This window comes from Kitasatospora sp. NPDC048194, assembly GCF_043202455.1.
Lineage (GTDB): Bacteria > Actinomycetota > Actinomycetes > Streptomycetales > Streptomycetaceae > Kitasatospora.
The window spans coordinates 17,306-36,882 of sequence record NZ_JBIDAK010000052.1 but is presented as its reverse complement, the minus strand read 5'-3'; the positions used below and the strand labels follow the sequence as shown (position 1 = coordinate 36,882).

Below are 19,577 nucleotides of genomic sequence, written 5' to 3'. Positions count from 1 at the left end.
CCCCGAAGGTGATGGCTGCAGAACTCTCCGCGCACCCAATCACATACGGCCGACAACACTCGCTGTTATCGCACCACAGAAGTTGAACCAGAACCGAAACTCGTGAACATCACCCATCCGCGGTTCGAGGTGACTCCCAAACTCGTGAACAACTGACGTCACAACTCGGGTTCTGGCACAACTTCCGTGAAACCGCACCGGACGAGACGCGGGTCGACCTCTGGGCGAGCTGCCGGTCTGCCCGTTCACCGAGGCTGCCAGCCTTGGACACAGAGGATCGGTACGGCTTCACGAATGTGGGTCAGAACCTGACAATAGGTTGGGCAGACCTTCGTGCTCTCGGCCCGAGGCCAGGCACGCCAAGAGCCGCGGCAACGGACACAGCAGGCCAGAGACCTGCCTTGCCGAGGCTAGCGTCAGGAGCTGAGTAGCATCCTTGTGCCAATTTGCTCGTTGAGTCAGGCATGAAGATCATCGCTTCCGTCGTGCTTATCGGCGCCGCACTCCTCGCCGCCGCCACCCCTGCATCCGCCGAAGGTGTTCGTTCGGACACTGGCAGCACCAGCTCAGCTGCGTCACCGAATGACTCTCGCCGCGTCCAGCCCGGCCTTGGACTCCCTTCTGTGGCCGAGCTCGGGCTCAGCAACGAGGACTTGCTCAAGCCGGTGTCGGCTCTCGGGGAGCTCTTGAGTGCGGCGGATCTTCTGTAGGTCGGGCTTCGCTCCGCCGTCGCCTGGCATCACAGAAATTGAGCCAGAGCCACAACTCGTGGATTAAAGCCAGACGATCTTCGCCGCGATGTCCATTTCGACGAATTGAAGCCTGAGCGACGCGTAGTGGGCGGCTCCGGAGTCAACCCCCGAAGGACTTCCGGAGCCGACCACTAAGTAGTCTGCAAACATGCAGCTCCCAGCTGCAGCGAAGTTGCATCTTTTTGAGACTGCGCACCCGAGAAAGCGGGTGTGACTACTGCTCACTGATCCTGTGCGGATGAGAGACATCTGCGATGCAGGTGAAAATCCGTAGAGAGCCGGCTCGCCCTACCGTGACCCGCGTAGGAGTGTTCAGCCCGTAGATCGAGCTTTCCGCCTCCTCGACAGGCCTCCAGCTGAGGCTTCCGTTGTCCCACTCCTTGCTGTCTACCGTGACCAACAGTCGCATCGGAGCGCCACACTCGCAAACCATCAGCCGAGGGCCCGTCAAATGCCATGAGGCGAAACCGCCTGCTTTCCAACCAGGCGCAATCGACAAGTCATATTGATAATGCGGAGCATTCTCACTCTCCCAATCCTCCCACTCTTCCAGAGACTCCCGTAGCGTTTCTGGCAAAAGTTCGAAGCTCTGATGCTCGATGACCTGCTCCGGATTTAGTAGGCAAGCGTCGGGAACATAACCCGCCCGCCCAACAACCTCGACTTCAGGCGCGCCCACCAAAGGGTCAGAGACTTGCGACGAGTCCCGCCACACCAGTCGGACGTCAATCCCCCTAGCATCTCCATGAGAATCGAATGGACACCAGAGAATCTGTAGCAAATCTTTCCCGTCCGGAAACCCCAGATCCGGGACGTCTCGCCGGAACAACTGGAGCACAGGCAGCATAGGAATCGGAGCATCGTCCGAGAGCGCTGGAGCGTAGTTACCACGCTTGTTCAGCTCGCCCAGCTTCTCACGCTCTTCATCGGTGGGCCCAGTCGACTCGCCGGTCGGCCCAAGTCGGCTCCACGCAACGTCGAGAATCTTTCGCCGCTTCCTAACATTCGCCAGCAGCTCACCACGTGACTTTCGATGGACAGCAGTGCAAGTTGGCCAGGATTCACCTGCTGGCCAGAGCAGCTCCCCACCCACTGAGCTGTCCATCTGCCCTGGGCGTCCCGGCCGAGGATGGAGCCGCGTCGCCGTCAAGGCGTACTTCCGAAGTTCGGGGAAAACAGCTTCAATGTCGATGGGGCGCGCGGGCGTAGTCCGGGTCACGTAAACCTCCGTAATTACTGACGCGCCCAGTCTACCGCAAAGCACTGAGGCCCACGGTCACCCCGTGGGCCTCAGCTAACTTAGCAACCCAACTTGTTTAAAACCTGAATTTACCCGAGATGATCCCAGCCGCCGGATTCTCCAAGAAGCCAGAGAGACTAAATCCCTTATTGCCCGCCGCCGAGAAATCCAAGCGCACCGGAACCGGATTTGCGCCATCGTAAATCGGTTTTACAGAGTACTGGACAACCTCGCCCGCATCCGCCGCATCGTAGATGTGCTGCTCGATTAGATCACGCATCCATGGTGAGTTGACGGGGTTTTGTGTCAGCGTGACGAGGTTGTAGCGCGCAAGCGGACCCTTGCCCGCACCTCCCAAGCGGTTGGCCAGGAGATGTCCTCGCGCCTCGTTAAAGTTGGTCCCGTTACCTCTCCAACCCGGCGGCCGACTCCCGCCAGCCTCGGTCCCCTTGTCCAGCATCGACTTGTCGATTGATGCGTGAACACCTTGAGGCCGCCCAAGTTGGTCCAGACCTTCGTACCGAACACTCCCATTGAAACTGTAACGGTCGCAGTTGTGGACAAGGACTGGGGTGCTCCCGGCCTCCACGAAGTAGGTGTGGAGGTCGCCGATGGTGAGGTCGTAGGTGGTGGTGTCGGCGTGGAAGAGGTGGACATCGGTGACCTGGGCCGTGCCGGTGGGCGTCTGGAGGACGTCGCCGACGCGGAGGTCCTTGGCGTCGACGAAGGCGGCCTGGGTCTGGTCGTAGAAGGGGTGGTGGAAGGTGGTGTGGATGGTTCCACCGTCGGCGGCTATGGCCGGGTCGGTGGTGTCGGTGGGGGTGCTGGTGCTTGAGGTGGTATAGGCGACCGGGGCGGTCGCGGGGGTGGGCTGGTGGTTGACGCCGATAAGGCTGGCGGCGGCGACGGACGCGGCCAAGGCGAGGCCGGCGCGGTGCCAGATCCTCTTGGTCAGCGGGACCTCGGTGTACTTGGCCGGGATGGGTTCGGTGGTGTGGGTCTGGCTCGTGTGCTCCGGGTTGGTGTCGGTGGTGTGGGTCGGGGTGACCGTGACGTCGGCGAAGTCATGGTCGGTGGTGGTGACGATGACGTTGGTGACGGTGTGGGTCTGCGTGCCGTCCTGGCCGGGGACGGCGTTGGTGATCCGGTCGCCGGTCTTGATCTGGTCGATCCGCTTGCTGGTGCCGTCGGCCATCAGGACCGGCGTGGCGCCCGTGAAGCTGTGGGGCACGGGGCAGCTGCCTCCGGCTTCCGCCTCTGACCTGGCCGCCTTGGCTCCGGCCTGACGGCTCGCCGCCTGGGTGGCGTCCTCGGCTGCGACGTCCGCGGCTTCGGTGGCGCCCTTGCCGAAGAGACCGCCCACGGCTTCCATCGCCTTGGGGGCGACCTTGCCGATGATCGCGCCGCCGAGCTTGCCGAGGGCCCCGCCGACGGCGCCTTCAGCGGCACCCTCGAGTGCCGACTTGCCGAACGCGCCGGCGCTGCAGGCCGAGCCGCCCTTCTGGGCGCACTGGAAGCCCTGGGTGACCAGGCTTCCCGCTGCCCCCGCGGCCGCGGCGCAGCCGATGGAGCCGACGCCGCCGGTCAGGGCCTCACAGCCGGCGAACACGGCGGTGGAGACGACGAACGAGGTGATCGCGGCGGCGTGGTGCTTGACGAAGGTCGCCGCGGTCTTCGCCGCGTGGACCGTCGCCTTGTACGCGGTGCGCGCGGCCTTGTAGGCCACGCCCGCAGCCTTGTGGGCGACCTGGACGACGCGCTTGGCAGCGGCCTTGGCCGCGTGGTAGGCGTGTTTCACGACCCGGACTGTTGCGTGGTAGACGCGTCTGACTGTTCGTACGGCCCAGTGGTGGACGCGTTGCACGTAGTGGTACGTCCGGTGGTAGGCGTCCTTGACGTGGTGGTAGGCCGACCGCGCCGTGCTGACCACGGCCTGCCCGACGTACGTTGCCGCGGACTCGACCTTGTTGGCGACCCAGTGGGCCCCTTCGTCGAGCTTGTCCGCGACGTAGGAGGCGCCGCTCTCGACCTTGTCGGCCACCCAGTGGGCGCCGCTGTCGACCGCGCTGACCACCTTGTTGGCGATCTTGCAGGCCGAATCCGGCAGGTACCACGGGCAGTGGCCGGACGGGTCGCCCGCGGAGAGCGGGTTGTCGGCGACGTAGGCGAACGGGTTCGCCGCCGCCGAGTTCGGCACCGGGTTGGTCGAGACGGTGTCCTTGTTGAGGAACACGCCGGTGCGCGGGTTGTACCAGCGCGAGGCGGTGCCCACCAGGTTGGTGGAGCTCTCCGTCCAGCCGGACTGGAAGCCCAGGTGCCCGGGCAGGCCGCTGTTGGCCGTGACGGCGCCCAGCGGGTCGTAGGTGGCGGAGGTAGCCAGGGCGGTGCCGGTCGGCGCGAAGGTGCCCACCACGTCGTTGTGCTGGTCGAGCACGGCCAGCTGGCCGGTCGCGGTCGACGTGGCCCCGGCGGTGTTCAGCCCGATGAGCCCGTTTCCTGTGTCGTAGGTGTAGGTGTAGTCGCCGTCGGAGGCGACGATGTTGCCCGCGCCGGAGTACGAGAAGGTGCGCGTCGTGGCGCCGCTGGTGGTGTCGGTGATGTTCCGTCCGGCCGCGTCGTGGGTGTACGACTGCGTGCCGGCCACCACCTGCTGCCCGTAGGCGTCCGAGGCCAGCGTGGTGCTGCCTGCGGCGGTGATGTCGTGGGTCATCGTGCCGCGCGCCGAGTACGTGTACGTGTGCACGCCGTCCGAGGTCAGCTGGTCACGTGCGTCGTAGGTGAACACGTTGGAGCCGGCCTGGATGCGGTTGCCCGAGGCGTCGTACGCGTAGGCGGTGTTGGTGGTGCCGTTGTTCCACGACGTGAGGCGGTTGGCCCAGTCGTAGCCGTAGGTGTTGTTGGACGCTCCCGTGACTCCGGTGGTGTTCTTGCTGGTCAGGTTGCCGTTGTTGTCGTAGCCGTAGGCGATGGAGGCGAGGGTCGTCGTCCCCTTGGCCAGGGTGTCCGAGGTCAGGCGGTGCAGGGCGTCGTAGCCGTAGGTGCGCACGTTGCCGAGCGAACCGTAGGTGATCGACGAGACCTGGTTGAGCTTGTTGTAGCCGTAGGTCAGCTGCGTTCCCGTGGCCGGGTCGTTCACCGACTGCAGGCGTCCGGCCGTGTCGTAGCCGTAGCCGGTGGTGCCGGCGGCGTCGGTGCGGGAGGTCAGCTGCCCCGCGCCGTTGTAGGCGAACGAGGACGACCCGCCCGAGCCGGAGGCCGTCAGCAGCGCCCCGCGGTCGTTGTAGGTGAACGTCTCTCTGGTGGCCGCCTGGTAGTCCGGGCTGCCCAGGGTGCCGGCACTGGAGGTGGCGGCGGTCAGGATCTGGCCCGCGTTGTCGTAGGTGAACGAGCGGGTCGCGGTCGCCGCCTCGGCGCCCGTGCCCGTGGAGGTGAGCAGGTTGTCGACCTTGTCGTAGCCGAAGGACACCGACACCCCGCCCGGAAGGGTCTGGGAGGCGGTGCGGCCGTTGGCGTCGTACGCGTAGGTCGTGGTGGTGGTGTCGGCCGAGTTGTATATGCCGGTGCCGGGCTCCTGGACCGTGGCCAGCTGGCCGCGGGAGGTGTACGCGTAGTACCAGGAGTTGCCCCGGCCGTCGGTGTACCGGGTGCGCTGGCCCGCCGCGTTGTAGCCGAACGACGTGGTGATCGAGGAGGTCGCCGAGACCGGCTGGATCTCCTGCGTCACCATGTTGCTCGCGTCGTACGTCAGTTGCGTGGTGTGGCCGTTGGCGTCGGTGAACGAAGTCGCGTTGCCGTTGCCGTCGTAGACCGAGGAGATCTGCGTCAGCAGATTGTTGTTGGCGTCGTACTCCTTGTGGGACGCGGCCAGGTTGGCGGCGGTGTAGGTGGTCTGGCCGTAGGTGCCGTCGGCCGCCGTCGTCCTGTACGGACGACCCACGAAGTCGTAGGCGACCGTTGTGGTGTTGTTCGCCCCGTCCGTGACCTGGGTCTGCTCGCCGACCCGGTTGTAGCCGTAGGTCGTGGTCACGTTGGTCTCGCTCGTCTCGGAGGAGACGAACGCGCCGTAGGGGTTGCCGGGCGTGACCGCGTAGGACCTGGTGCTGGTGAGCGTCTGGTTGGTCGGGTAGCGCTCGAGCTTCGTCGAGGTGACGTGACGGCCCATCCAGTCGTACGTGGCCTGGGTGACCGCGCCGTTGCCGTCGGTCACCGACAGCTTCTCGCCGTTGGTGTCGTAGACGGCATGGGTGGTGCTGCCGTCCGGCGAGGTGACCTGGGCGACGTCGCCGAGCTGCGTGTACGTGTACCGGACGCTTTCTCCGCCCGGGCGGGTCGTGGACAGCACGTTGCCGTCGGCGTCGTACGTCCAGGTGCTCTGGCCGTTGACCGGGCTGCTGGAGCCGGGGGCCGTGTACACGGGCAGTGTCTCGGAGACCTTCTGCCCGTTGGCGTCGTAGGCGAGGGTGGTCTCGTTCCCGTTCGGGTCGAGCTCCTCCACGGCCTCACCGAAGGTGTTGAAGCCGCTGGTGGTCACCGGACGGGCGGTCACCGCGGTGCCGCCGACCGCCTCGACGGAAACGGCCGGGGCCGTGGTCACCGCGAGGTTGCCCGCCTCGTCGTACGAGAACTGGGTGGTGTTGGAGTTGGGGTCGGTGACGGAGGTCGGCAGGCCCCGCTTGTCGTACGTCCACTTCGTGGTCTGGGTGTTGGACGAGCCGACGGAGCCGCCGTTCTGGCCGTTGGTGTAGAGCGTCTGGGCCTCGGCGGCGCTGATGGCCCGCTGGTAGACCTGGACGTTCGCGACCTGGCCCGTGTCCTTGTCGAACGTGCCGTTGTTGGGCGTCTTGGAGGCCCCGATGGTCAGCCCGCCGGTGCCCGTCCACGGACTCGGGTTGTTCCCCGTCGCCCCCAGGGCGCCGTTGACGTACAGGCTCATCGTGCCGTTGGACGCGTCGAACGTGGCGACCAGGTGGGTCCACGTGTTGAGCGCGGCCGAGGACGTGTGGGCCGAGTAGTAGGCGGTCGGGTTCGTCGCGTCCGAGCTGTTCGCGATGAACGTCCAGCCGCCGAACGCCTTGGAGTACTGCAGGTAGAAGGACGGGACGTTGGTGCCGCCCTGGGTGACGAAGGAGTGGTAGGCCGTGTTGTCGGTCAGGTTGACCCAGGCCGACACGGTGTACGAGGACGTGGTGTTGAGCACCGGGCCGTTGGTGGAGATCGTTCCGCCGGAGCCGTCGAAGCCGGCGGCCCCGCCCGACCAGGTGACGTTGCCCGAGACGGACGCGGTGTTCCCGTTGCCCGACTGGTCGGTGACCGTCGTGCCCGAGCTCTGGTTCAGCTGCCACCAGCCGGCCGGGTGGCCGGAGGCGTCCCCGTGCAGGGTCTCGGTGAGCGGGCGGCCCATCGGGTCGTAGGTCTTGCTGATGGTGCGGTCCGCGCCGGAGGAGTCGGTCTGGCGCGTGGTGGCGACCAGGTCGTCCGGTGTGTAGGAGACCTGGGTGACGCGGTTGACGCCGGTCGGGTCCACGGTCGTGCTCGCCACCCGGGAGGCGGCGTCGACCTGGTACTGGGTGACGGTGGCGCCGTTGCCGGTGGTCTTCTGGATGAGGTTCCCGGCGGCGTCGTAGGTGTTGGACTCCAGCTGGAAGGAGCTCTGTCCGGTCGGGTCCTTCCTGGTGACGGTGGCCGGCAGGCCGTTGTCGGTGTAGGTGTAGGAGGTGGTGTTGCCCATCGAGTCCGTGATCGACGCCAGCCGGCCGGCCGGGTCGTAGGCGCGTGAGGACTCCACCAGGTTGGTCGCGGCGGACGGCGCGACCGGGTCGCCCGTGTAGCCGTTGAGGGTCTTCGACAGCAGGTGGCCGTTGGCGTCGTACTGGAAGGTGGTCGTGGTCCCGGTCGGGCCGACCTCCTTCACCATCTCGCCCATGGCGTCGAAGCTGTACGTCGTCGTGCCGCCGTTGGTCGCCCCGGGCACGTTGCCGTTGGCGTCGGTGCGCGACTGGACGTGGTTGTACGCGTCGTAGACCGTGGTCTGCGTGCGCGGGGAGTCACCGCCGGTGGTGTCCGCGACCGTCTGCGAGGTGACGTTGCCGTCGTAGTCGAAGACGGTGGAGACCTGCGCGGTGTGGATGGCGCCGGTGACGCGGTCGGTGATGGGGGGGTTGGTCTCCTGCGTCACCTCGCCGTCGCCGTCGTAGACGTACGAGGTGGCCAGACCGTTCGGGTAGGTGTCCGAGACGACGGTCTTGGTCAGCACCCGGCCCAGTGGGTCGTAGGTGTACTTGGTGACCAGGCCCGTCGGGTCGGTGGTGGAGGCCACGTCACCGTTGTGGAAGTACGCGACCTGGTTGACCGCCCCACCGGGTGAGGTCGTCGACACCGGCAGGCCCTTGGGCACGGTGCCGCTGTCCGCCGCCGGGAAGGTGGCGGTGCCGTCCGAGAACACCGTGGTGGTGGTGCGCCCGTTCGGGGAGCCCGGTACGGCGGCGGTGGTGACACCGGTGCGGTTGCCCGCGGCGTCGAGGGTGTAGGAGGTCAGGTAGGTGTTGTCGGTGGCCGAGGCCGAACGGCCGTCACGCGAGGTGAGCATGACGTCGTTGCGGGCGTCCGCCGTGGTCAGCTGGGCGCTCGTGTCGTCCGGGAAGTACGTGAAGTACTGCGTCGAGCACGTGTTGGACTGCTGGTTCTGGCAGTTGGTGACGGAGACGGTGTTGCCGCGCGGGTCGTGGCCGGTGCGGCTCATGACGCCGTTCGGGTCGACGGTCGTGCTCTGGAACCCGCTGGTGTCGTAGCCGTAGCTGACCGTGCTGCCCACGCCGTCGGTGTGGGACAGGGTGCGGTTGCCGTTGACGACGTCGTACCGGGTGGTCTCCGTGGCGTTCACCGGGTCGGTGACCACCACGGACTTCACCGGCAGCAGACCGGTGGAGTTCTTGCCCGCCGCGAAGTGGTTCGCGTCCTCTTGCGCGGAGAGCGCGGAGTTGTAGAACGCGACCTCGGCGATCGAGCCGGGGAAGTAGCCGTTCGCGTTGCTCGGCGCGCTGTTCCACTGCGACGCGTAGCCCGCGCCGACGTAGACGTAGTTCGACGGGCTCGGCTGGAAGGTGCCGGTCGAGCTGCCGGCCGACTGGCCGTCCAGGTACAGGGTCAGCGTGGTCGGGCTTCCGCTGAGCAGCACGTGGTGCCACTTGCCGTCGTTCACCGGGGCGCCGCTGGTGATCTGGGGCAGGCCCCAGAACGCGCCGCGCAGTTTGCCGTCGGTGCCCACGTACAGGGACGGGACCCAGGAACTCTGCGACCCCCCGAGGGGGTTGGTCGCGTAGTCGAAGAGGGTGCCACCGGCGGTGTTGCCCGCCGGCATGTTGAACCACATCTCGACGGAGTTCGGCCCGCTGTTCAGGTGCTCCGTGTTGGGCAGCAGGATGTAGGACGAGGTGCCGTTGAAGGTCGCCGCGGTGTTGTCCGAGAACGGCCCGGCGGTCCCGAGGGTGACGCCGTTGTAGGCGGCCGTGCCGCCGCGGACCTCGTCGGTGGCCGCGGACGCTCCGGCCGCGTCGCCCAGGCGCCAGTACCCGGCCGGGGCGCTGCCCAGGACGGAACCGCGGTAGGTCTGCGAGGAGCCGGTCACGGTCGGGGCGGCGATCTTCCAGGGGCCGCCGTTCTCGTCGGTGACCTTGGTGACCGTGGTGGTCGCCGGGTCGTACTCGATGGTGTTGAACACCTTGCCCGACGGACGCTTGATGCTGCTCAGCAGGCTCGCGGGGTGGGCGGCGTACTGGTAGAGCGCGTTGACGTCGGCCGACACCAGCGGGCGGTTGTACCAGGCCACGTTCGCGATCTGGCCGTTGAAGTAGCTGACCGTGCCGTTGCCCGTGTTGGGCTGGTCCGGCCAGCTGCCGCCGAGGAACCCGGCGCCGATGTAGTCGTAGGGCTGGTTCGCGCCGAAGGCCACCGCGCTCTGGATGGAGACGGTGCCCGACAGGGTGCCGACCTGGTTGTTGTCCAGGAACAGCGACTGCGTGTTGCCGGCCGCCGACAGGACGACGTGGTGCCACTTGCCGTCCGTGACCGGCGCGCTGCTGGTGATCGGGGCGGCGCCGCCGCTGTACCAGAACTCGGCGTTCAGCTTGCCGTCCGAGCCGACGTAGATCGACGGCGTGTAGTAGCCCGACGCGCTCCCGGCGGTGATCGGCGTGGAGGCGTACGAGTACAGCACACCCGGACCGGTGGAGGTCTTGAACCACAGCGACAGCGCGCCGGAGTTCGCCGCGTTGCCGGTGTTCTGGGGCAGCGCCATGTAGGAGGACGTGCCGTTGAACCCGGCCACCGTCGCGGTGGAGCCCGCCAGCTGACCGCCGGCCTGGCCGAGGGTCACGTTGGTGTACGAGGCGTTGCCGTTGGCCTGGTTGGCGATGACGGCGTCGGCGGCCGTGGTGGCACCGGCGGCTTCCGACATCGGCCAGTAGTTCTGCGGGCCCAGGTCCATGATCGCGTTCTGGTACTGCGATCCGGAGGTGTAGTCGTAGGCGGCGCAGTGCGTCGCGTCGGAGGGCCGGCACACCGCGGTGAGCTGGTCACCGGTGTACTTGTAGGTCCACGTCAGCGGGCCGGGGCTGCCGAGCGAGTCGGTGGAGACCGTGGCCACGTGCGCCGCGCTCGCCCCCGACGGACTCGCCCAGGTCAGGTGCAGGGCGCGCCCGGAGACCTGGGAGGTCATGTCGGTGATCTGGTTGTTCGCCCAGGTGTAGGTGATGGAGCGGTTGTTGGCGTCGGTGATCGCGGTGACGCCGTAGCCGCCCGAGCCCAGCGACTGGGTGAAGGTGTAGACGTTGCTGTTCTTGTCGGTGAGCGAGTACCCGCCCGTGACCGGCTTGAAGGTGGCGAAGCGCCCCGACGGCGGGCTGAAGGTGCCGTCGCCGTTCTTGCCGAATCCGACCTGCGCACCGTTGGGGTAGGTGACGACCACGCCGGTCACCTGGCCCGCGGCGTTGTACTGCTCGGTGGCGCGGGAGTCGAAGACGCTCGACCACCCGGCGCCGAACGCGCCGGTGTAGCGCGGGTCGCGGGAGTTGTAGTCGCGCACCACCGACAGCGGCGGACCGGCGGTGGAGACGTCGGCGTCGGTGTCGGAGGTGGTGAAGTTGCCGATCGACGCGTCGAAGCCGTGCTCGCTGCTGTTCTGCGACAGCCCCGAGGTGATCAGCGGCTGCGGCACCTGGATGTTCAGCGCGTACAGGCCGTTGGACGGCGACCAGATCCCGGCGTCGTAGGACTGCACCTGCCAGTAGTAGGTCTTGCCCCAGGACAGCTTGCCCGCGGGCACCACCCAGTCACCGGCCGCGATCTGGCCGGAGTCGGCGATCTTGGTGTTGGTGTTGTCGTAGACGGTGAAGTCGTACTTCAGCGTGCTGCTGGCGCCCGTCGAGTTCGCCCCCGCCGACCAGGCGGTCAGCTCCGGGGTGGTCGTGTAGGCGACGGCGTTGTTGCTCGGGTACTGCGAGTACACCTGGGGACCGGAGTTGCCGGTGTACGTCACCTGCATGTACGGGCCCTTGTTCGGGTCCATGAAGGAGCCGAACTTCTTCCAGTGCAGGGTGTCGTTGGTCGCGGCGTACACGGCCAGGCCGTAGTCCGGCGTCGTGCCGTTCATCCAGCCCTGCAGGGCCGAGGTGGACAGCGGCACCGACACCCAGTCACCGACCGCCGGGTTGGCGGTGGTGTTGGTGCAGGCGTTGGTCAGCGTCGGCGAGGCGTTGCCGATCGAGGCGCCGAAGCTCGGTCCGGGGTAGTTCTGGACCTGGCTCGGCGTCCACGGCTGGGTGACCAGCGCGACGTCGAAGCGCTGCGGCGAGGCACAGGTCGAGGCCCAGGTCTCGAACAGCTTCAGCGTGGCCGAGGTGACCGTGACGCCGGAGCCGTCCCAGCTCTGGTACCAGTGGTTGATGAAGCTGTTCGCCTTGTTGGTGCCGCTGTCGTACGAGCCGATCTTGATGAACTGCTCGTACGAGTGGTCGGTGTTGTTGCCGCTCTGGGCGTACGCGGTCGTCCAGCCGTCGGTCACGGTCGGGTCGACGGTGATCGGGAACTGGCGGTCCTTGCTGCGCAGCCAGGACTCGTCCAGGGTGACCTTCAGCGCGGTGCCGCCGCTCGCGGACTTGACCAGCTCGTAGCGCACGGCGTTGGTGCTGGCCGCGTCGCCCGAGCGCGGGTCGACCTTGGAGTCGTAGGCGTAGGCCGGCGGGATCTGCTCGACCGTCTTGCCCGCGGCGTCCGTCAGGTTGATCGAGCCGTCCTGCTGCTGGTGCGGCGCCAGGCCCTCCAGGTTCAGCGGGAAGGTCCAGCTGTTCCCGGCCTTCGCCGAGTGCAGGACGATCGACTCCTTCAGACCGGTCGGCGTGGTGGTCAGCACCAGGTCGGTCTCGGGCAGCACGCCCGGGTAGCTGACGTCCGAGCCGTTCGCCGTGCCCGTGACCGGGGCCGCGCCCTCCAGCGCGTAGCTGAGCGCGTGGCCGCCGGTGGTGCGCAGGGTTGCCAGCGAGGCGTCGGCGGCCTTCGGCGCGAAGTCCACCGCGAGGGAGTTGGCCGCCTCGTGCCAGCGGCCGTCGCCCGCACCGTTCTTCAGACTGGTGTCGACCTTCTGCCAGTTGCCGGAGGCATCCTGGTAGTTGATCGGGGTCTGGGAGATGTTCCGGGTGACGGAACCGTCGGCGTTGTCGAACGCGTCGGACGTCTTGCTGGACTTCGCCGCGTTCCGCTTGCTGCTGCGCGCGTCGAACCCGGTCTGCGTCGCGCTCGCCCCCTGGGCGGGCTTGCGTTGGTGGGGGGCGTAGTCGTCCAGCTCGGAGGGGGACTTGCCCGGGGCGTGGCCCTGGCCGCCGCCGGCGCGGGTCTCGTCCGTGGTGGCCCGGTGGCCGCGCCCGGCCGCCGTCCCCGAGTGCTGACGGGGAGTCGGGCCGAAGCCCGGTCTGCCCGGCTCGTCCGAGAACCAGTCCTTGACCTGGTCCCAGGACAGACGCAAGGCCGGGAATCCGCGCTCGGCGGCCCCGGCCGTGGATATTCCTCCGATGGAGGAGAGCGTCGCGATCAGCACGACCGCGAGCAGTCTGATCAATGGTCGGAAGCGGTGCCGCTTCCGGAATACGGTGAACCGGCGAACCGGCTTCCACGCGCGCATGAAGACCCCAAAAGTCTCGGTCGGTGACCGGCTGTCAATGAGAAATCATGCGGAGTGGATCACGATTGTCGACTGGCGGTCAAGCGCGGGTCAAGCCTCTGACCTGGGGATTCGTGGACGATCGACAGAGAATCAGGGAACGGGCACCGCCGCGTTGCGCAGCGTTCGTCAGCCCTTGGTGAGCTGCTCGAGTTCCGAGGCGACCTGCGCGCGCGCCTCGGTCGGGTTCGTCACGGTCAGGGTCTTGGTGTTGCTACCCGCGGGGGCGGAGGTGGCCTGGGGGCTGCCTTGGCTGCCCTGGAGGAGCAGGAACTGGACCTTGGGGAACGAGTGCGCCTCCTGCACCGCGGCCTGGACCCCGGTGTCACCGGCCACGACCACCGTCTGACAGCCGCTCACCGCCAGCGACGCGAGGTACGGGCCGGCGTTGCCCGGGGTGTCCTCACCGGCGGCCGCGAGGTAGCGGACCTGGACGTGCGTCCTGGCCGACGCATCCTGAAGACCGGCCCACGCCTGCGCCGACTGCGCGTCCGCCAGCCCGCTCGCCGGAGTCAGCAGGCAGGCCTGCGTGGGCCTGTACTCCCGCGCCCGCACCGGGATCGTGGGCTTCTCCTCGTCCTCCGGCCACAGGGCCACGACCCCGGCCACCACGATGGCGACCAGCACCACGACCCCGCCCCACACCGTGCCACGTCCGTACCGGCGCATTGCCCGTCCCTTTCCGCCATCGGTCGAGCCGACGCCGAACCGCACCGGTCGTCAGCCGTGGCAGCATAGGCGCATGTGCGCGACAAGTCGCAGCCCAGCCCCTGGCCGGACGTGAACGGGGGCCCGCGTTGGTCGCCGCGCTGATCAGGCGATATCGTCGCCCGGCCGAGTGCACAGCCCCTCGCCGAAGCGCCGCCGAACACCACTGACGCATCGCCGGGGACGCCGCCGAAACCAGCGCCGAACCAGCGCCGAACAGGAGCCAGACGTGATACCGCCAAGACGACTCCGGGTGTTCACGGCGGTCCTGGCCCTCCTCCTGGTCGGCTACGCCGCCACCGCCACCGCCGTCTGGCAGAGCCGCTCGTGGCACGAGGACGGCCCGCTCGCGTACACGGCGCCGGCCCTCCCCGGCACGGACGCAGCCGAGACCGCCTGCCGGGCCCGGCCCGACGACCTGGACATCGCCGGCGAGGCCGCCACCGTCAAGATCGTCGGCGGCCCGGTGGACGGCGCGCCGTACCTCGCCTGCTACGGCCAGGACGGCACCGGAGACGTCACGGGCGTCGTGGTGCTGGCAGCACCCCAGCTGACCCCGGTCACCGACCATCAGATCCTGAAGGACGGCGGCGCCTGGCACTGGGTCGCCCTGGTCGACTCCCCGGCTGAGCTCGTCCTCGCCGGTCTCCTCGTGGCGCTGCTCGCGGTCGCGTTCCACCGCTACCACCGCCGGCACCGCAGCGCCCGGCGGGGGGACACGATCCTGGCCCTGACCGGCATCGGCCTGCTCGCGATCTGGGCACTGCCCGGACGCACCCGCTCGCTCAAGGCCCACCTGGCGCTGCGGACGGTGCTCGTCTGGACGGCCGTCGCCGTCGCCGTCCTCGACCTCGCCGTCTTGGACGCCCGGGACGGCGTCGGCCTCACCGTCGCCGGCTTCCTCACCGCAACGCTGCTCTTCGGCGAGCTCGGCGGCCGGCGCCTGGCCCGCTTCGACGCCACCTCCCGTCCCGCGTGACAGCACTTCCCCCCTTCCCTCCCGACGCCACCTCCCGAGGACGGTACGTGTCCCACCAGCGCAAGCCCAGCGCCACCACCCGCCGCAACAAGGCCATCGCGTTCAGCGCCGCAGGCGTGATCCTGGCCGCGGGCGCGACAACGCTCGCCGTCACCGCACTGGCGGGGAACTCCTCACCCGGCGCCGGCAGCACGGCCCCCGAGGCCGCCCGTGACAGCGTCCCGACCGCCGCCGCCGTCGGCGCCACGTCGCCCAGCAGCCCCAGCGCCTCCGGTTCCCCGAGCGCCTCGCCGTCCGCCTCACCCACGCCGACCAAGTCGGCGCTGGCCTCGGCGTCCTCCTCCCCGTCGGCCTCCTCCCGGTCGGCCTCCTCCTCCCCGTCGGTGTCCTCCGCCGCGTCCCCTTCCGCACCGGGCGCTCCCGGTCAGGCCGCAGCCCCGGTCAACAACGTCCCCGCCCCCGCCCGCGGACCGGCCGTCTTCACCGGCAAGGCCTTCGACACCTGCACCGCGCCGTCCGCATCCACCATGCAGGCGTGGCACGGCACTTCGCCCTACGGCGCGGCCGCCGTCTACATCGGCGGCCAGAACCGCGGCTGCTCCCAGCCCAACCTGACCTCCTCCTGGGTCCGCACCGTCCACGCCGCCGGCTGGCAGCTCATCCCGCTCTACGTCGGCGCGCAGCCGCCCTGCCAGACCTCCAACAACCCCGAGCGCATCACCGCCGCGAACGCCGCCACCCTCGGCGCCGGCGACGGCGCCGACGCCGTCACCCACGCCTCCGCCCTCGGGATGGGCCCCGGCAGTGCCGTCTACCTCGACATGGAGGCCTACAACGCCTCCGACGCCGCCTGCAGCACCGCCGTCCTCACCTACGTCCAGGCCTGGGACGCGGCCCTCCACTCCCGCGGCTACTTCGCCGGCTTCTACGGCTTCAGCAAGTCCAGCGCCCTCGCCATGAGCCAGGCCGCCACCTCCGGCGCCCCCAACCTCCCCGACGCCCTCTGGTACGCCCTCTACGACGGCACCGCCGACACCACCAGCACCTTCCCGTTCCCCGCCAGTCAGTGGAGCGGCTCCCGACGGGGCCACCAGTACGCCGTCAACCAGCAGGAGACCTACGGCGGTTCCTCCCTCACCATCGACCAGAACGCCTGGAACGGCCCGGTCGCCGCCATCGGCTGACCGGGGGCCTCGGCATCAGCAGCAGGAGCCAGCTGCTTCGGCTCTGCGGAAGTCGCCGACGGCGAGCGCCCCGGCGGGGGTGGTGAAGTACAGCGTCCCGGCGTCGCCCCGGACCGCTGCCGTGTCGCTGCGCTCGATGGGGACCTGACGGGTCGCCGCCGTCTCGGCCTTCCTGGACGGCCCGGTCGACGCCACCAACCGCGAGGAGCTCGAGCGGGCGGTCCGGGATTTGCGCAAGCGCCTGGACACCCCGCAGCCGCGGAACGCCTGGGCGGCCAGCTGCTATGACTTCCCCAAGTCCTGACCGGGGTCTGCCGGGCCCTTCCGGTGCCGGTCTTCGCGGGTTTGCTATACGTCCGGTGCCTCGCCTGGCCGGGCGGTGTCCTTCGGCAGGGGGCGGCTGGCTGCTGCGGGGTTCTCGCCGAGCGCGCCCGCCAGGCGGGCGGCGATCTGATCCAGCGCCTCACGGGAGCGCTCGGTGTCGGCGACGTCCGGCAGGATTCCGAGCAGCGGGGTGTGGGCGGCGGCCATCTCGGCTTCCACGGCTCGCAGCCATTCTGGGGCGGGTGTGCTGGGGGTCAGCAGGACCAGGCCGGTGGTGGCGACGGTCAGGGAACCGGCAGCCGGCCGCATGTAGCGGTCGCGCGGGACGGCCGCAGCGGCAGCGGGGGCTAACGGCCGGGTCTCGGGGTCGTTTGAGCGCGGGCCGCTGGCGAACGGTGTCCACGATGCCGCTGCCGTAGCCCACTGGCCGCCCTAGAGCCGCAGGCCGGCGTCCGCGAGTCCGGCGACGAACGCTGCGTCGGCCTCGTGCGCGGTCCGGGGCCTGGCTGTCCCCTGTCGGGCGTAGTGGCGGTCCAGCCAGGCGTGAACGTGGTGCTCGGCGCTGACCCAGGGGCCGGGGTGGACGGGCTCCGTCAGTGGCAGCTGGAACCCGCCAGGCGAGAGCCGGCAGGCGGGCGGAACCCCGTCGCCCAGGAACCCCGCCGACCGAGAGCCCGGCGGTCTACCAGGCGTAGTCCTCCGGAGCCGGCTTGTGGCCGGGGAACAGCTCGTCGAGGCGGTCGAGGGTCTTCTGGTCGAGCTTCAGGTCGAGCGCCCGCAGGGCGGCGTCGAGGTGGGCCGGGGTGCGGGGGCCGATGATCGGGGCGGTGACGGCCGGGCGGGAGAGCAGCCAGGCCAGGGCGAGGTCGGCGGGATCGGCGCCGATCTCGTCGGCGAAGTCCTCGTAGGCCTGGAGGCGGTCCCGGTGCCTGGCCAGGAGTTCGGCGGCGAAGCCGAGGGCGCCGCGCACCCGGGTGCCCTCGCGCTCCTTGCGGAGGACGCCGCCGAGCAGGCCGCTGCGCAGCGGGGACCAGGGGATCAGTCCGAGGCCGTAGTGCTCGAGGGCGGGGATGACCTCGAGTTCGACGGTGCGGTCGAGCAGGTTGTACAGGGACTGCTCGCTGACCAGCCCGAGGAAGTGCCGGGAGCGGGCGGCCTCCTGGGCCCGGGCGATGTGCCAGCCGGCGAAGTTGCTGGAGCCGACGTAGATGATCTTGCCCTGGGCGACCAGGACCTCCATCGCCTGCCAGATCTCCTCCCACGGGGTGTCCCGGTCGATGTGGTGCATCTGGTAGAGGTCGATGTGGTCGGTCTGCAGCCTGCGCAGGCTCGCCTCGACGGCCTTGCGGATGGCGAGCGCGGAGAGCCTGCCCTCGTTGGGCCAGTCGCTCATCGCGGCGTAGGCCTTGGTGGCGAGCACGGTGCGCTCCCGGCGGCCGCCGCCCTGGGCGAACCAGCGGCCGATGATCTCCTCGGTGCGGCCCGCGAGCCTGCCCTCGCTGTCGCGGCCGTAGGAGTTGGCGGTGTCGAAGAAGTTGATGCCTCGCTCGTGGGCGGTGTCCATGAGGCGGTGGGCCTCGGCCTCCTCGGTGTGGGGGCCGAAGTTCATGGTGCCGAGGCAGAGTCGGGACACGGTGAGGCCGGTGCGGCCGAGGTGGGTGTACTCCATGGCGACCCACCCAAGACCACACCGGCACCGGTGTCCAGCACCTCGCGCGGCCCGGCGGATCGCCACCCGTCCGTGGCGAACTGCCGTACGGCCCGCGGCCGCAGGGCGCGCGCAGCCCCCGAGGTGACTACCCGAGCGCCGCCCGGGTCAGCACCCCGGCCGCCCTCCCGTCCACCAGCACCACCACCCCCGGATGCCCGCCCGCCAGCGCGGCCCGCGCCTCGGCGGCGGACTGCCCCACCCCGACCGTCGGCAGTGCCGGCCCCAGCAGCGGGCGCACCGGGCCGTCGGGCTTGGCCCCGCCGTCCGCGAGCGCCGCCCGCAGCACCTCGCGGGAGACCGAGCCCAGCACCTCCGCGTCGGCCACCCCGTACGGCCGCGCCGCCCGCGGCAGCACGGCGGGGGCGATCCCGCCCGGCGCGGCCCCCAGCGCGTCCAGCGCCTCGCCGACGGTCGCGTCCGCCCCGACCGTCACCAGCGGGCCCGCCGCCGCCAGCGTGGCCCGCAGCTCCGTCCGTCCCGGCTCCTCCATGAAGCCCCAGCGCCGCATCCACGCGTCGCTGTGCACCTTCGACAGGTAGGAGCGGCCCGAGTCCGGCAGCAGCACGACGACCAGGTCGTCCGGCCCCAGCCGGCGTGCCGTCCGCAGCGCCGCCGCCACCGCCGTACCGGAGGACGGCCCGGCCAGGATGCCCTCCTCGCGGGCGAGCCGACGCGCCGTCAGGAGCGACTCGCGGTCCGGGATCCGCTCGAAGGAGTCGATCACCTCGGAGCGGTAGGCCTGCGGCCAGCGGTCCTCGACGGTCTCCGGGTGGAGGAAGTGCCCGATGCTCTCGACGAACCACGGGCTGCCGTCCCCGCCGCCGTACGAGGAGGACTCCGGGTCCGCGCCGATGACGGTCACGGCGCCGCCGGACACCTCCTTGAGGTGGCCGCCGGTACCGGTGACGGTGCCGCCGGTACCGACCCCCGCGACGAAGTGGGTCACCCGGCCGCCGGTCTGCTCCCAGATCTCCGGGCCGGTGGTCCGGACGTGGGCCTCGGGATTGGCCGGGTTGTCGTACTGGTTGGCGAGCCAGGCCCCGGGGATCTCCTCGGTGAGCCGCCGGACCACGTTGAACAGGTGCCGCGGATCCTCCCGCGGCACGGACGTCGTCGCGAGCACCACCTCGGCGCCGTACGCCCGCAGGATGTCCGCCTTCTCCGGCGACGCCTTGTCCGACACCCCGGCGATCACCCGGTACCCGCGTCGGCGGCCGACGATGGCCAGCCCGATGCCGGTGTTGCCGGAGGTCGCCTCGATGATCGTCCCACCGGGCTGCAGCAGGCCGTCCCGCTCCGCCGCCAAGACCATGGACAGCGCAGCACGGTCCTTGACGCTGCCGCCGACGTTGAGGAACTCGGCCTTGGCGTAGATCGGCGCCGCGATCCCGGCACCCAGCCGGGCGAGGCGGAACAGCGGCGTCCCGCCGATCGCCTCCAGGACGGACTCGTGGACTGCGGTCATCATGC

Annotated in this window: 9 protein-coding genes; 3 read left to right on the top strand and 6 right to left on the bottom strand. The window is 69.5% G+C overall.

The window, feature by feature from the left end; translation table 11 throughout:
• The first annotated feature begins 464 nt into the window (after positions 1 to 464).
• Complete coding sequence (locus ACGF07_RS34360; RefSeq protein ID WP_392905395.1) at positions 465 to 710, top strand: hypothetical protein; 246 nt, start codon at positions 465 to 467, stop codon at positions 708 to 710.
• Between the two features lie 1,358 nt (positions 711 to 2,068).
• Here the strand turns inward: ACGF07_RS34360 and ACGF07_RS34355 are convergent.
• Both ACGF07_RS34355 and ACGF07_RS34350 read right to left on the bottom strand, forming a co-directional pair.
• Positions 2,069 to 13,099, bottom strand: a complete 11,031-nt coding sequence (locus ACGF07_RS34355; protein ID WP_392905393.1) for a LamG-like jellyroll fold domain-containing protein — start codon at positions 13,097 to 13,099, stop codon at positions 2,069 to 2,071.
• Between the two features lie 231 nt (positions 13,100 to 13,330).
• Entirely contained in the window at positions 13,331 to 13,870 is a 540-nt protein-coding gene (locus tag ACGF07_RS34350) for a hypothetical protein (protein WP_392905392.1), read from the bottom strand.
• A gap of 268 nt (positions 13,871 to 14,138) precedes the next feature.
• Here ACGF07_RS34350 and ACGF07_RS34345 point away from each other — a divergent pair, with 268 nt between their 5' ends.
• Positions 14,139 to 14,888 carry a hypothetical protein gene (locus tag ACGF07_RS34345; protein WP_392905390.1) on the top strand — a complete coding sequence of 250 codons (750 nt, stop codon included), beginning with the start codon at positions 14,139 to 14,141 and terminating at the stop codon, positions 14,886 to 14,888.
• 47 nt (positions 14,889 to 14,935) lie between these two features.
• Entirely contained in the window at positions 14,936 to 16,072 is a 1,137-nt protein-coding gene (locus tag ACGF07_RS34340; RefSeq protein ID WP_392905387.1) for a glycoside hydrolase domain-containing protein, read from the top strand.
• A 15-nt stretch (positions 16,073 to 16,087) separates the two neighbouring features.
• Here ACGF07_RS34340 and ACGF07_RS34335 read toward each other — a convergent pair whose 3' ends face one another.
• From ACGF07_RS34335 to ACGF07_RS34320, 4 genes are all read right to left on the bottom strand, one after another.
• The gene (locus ACGF07_RS34335) at positions 16,088 to 16,309 is read right to left on the bottom strand and encodes a hypothetical protein (RefSeq protein ID WP_392905385.1); all 222 of its coding nucleotides are present in this window, start codon (positions 16,307 to 16,309) and stop codon (positions 16,088 to 16,090) included.
• A 111-nt stretch (positions 16,310 to 16,420) separates the two neighbouring features.
• A complete protein-coding gene (locus ACGF07_RS34330) occupies positions 16,421 to 16,705 on the bottom strand; it encodes a hypothetical protein (protein ID WP_392905382.1) in 285 nt (94 codons plus the stop codon).
• A gap of 373 nt (positions 16,706 to 17,078) precedes the next feature.
• Entirely contained in the window at positions 17,079 to 18,065 is a 987-nt protein-coding gene (locus ACGF07_RS34325; protein ID WP_392905379.1) for an aldo/keto reductase, read from the bottom strand.
• 127 nt (positions 18,066 to 18,192) lie between these two features.
• Positions 18,193 to 19,572 carry a pyridoxal-phosphate dependent enzyme gene (locus tag ACGF07_RS34320; protein ID WP_392905376.1) on the bottom strand — a complete coding sequence of 460 codons (1,380 nt, stop codon included), beginning with the start codon at positions 19,570 to 19,572 and terminating at the stop codon, positions 18,193 to 18,195.
• Between the last annotated feature and the right edge of the window lie 5 nt (positions 19,573 to 19,577).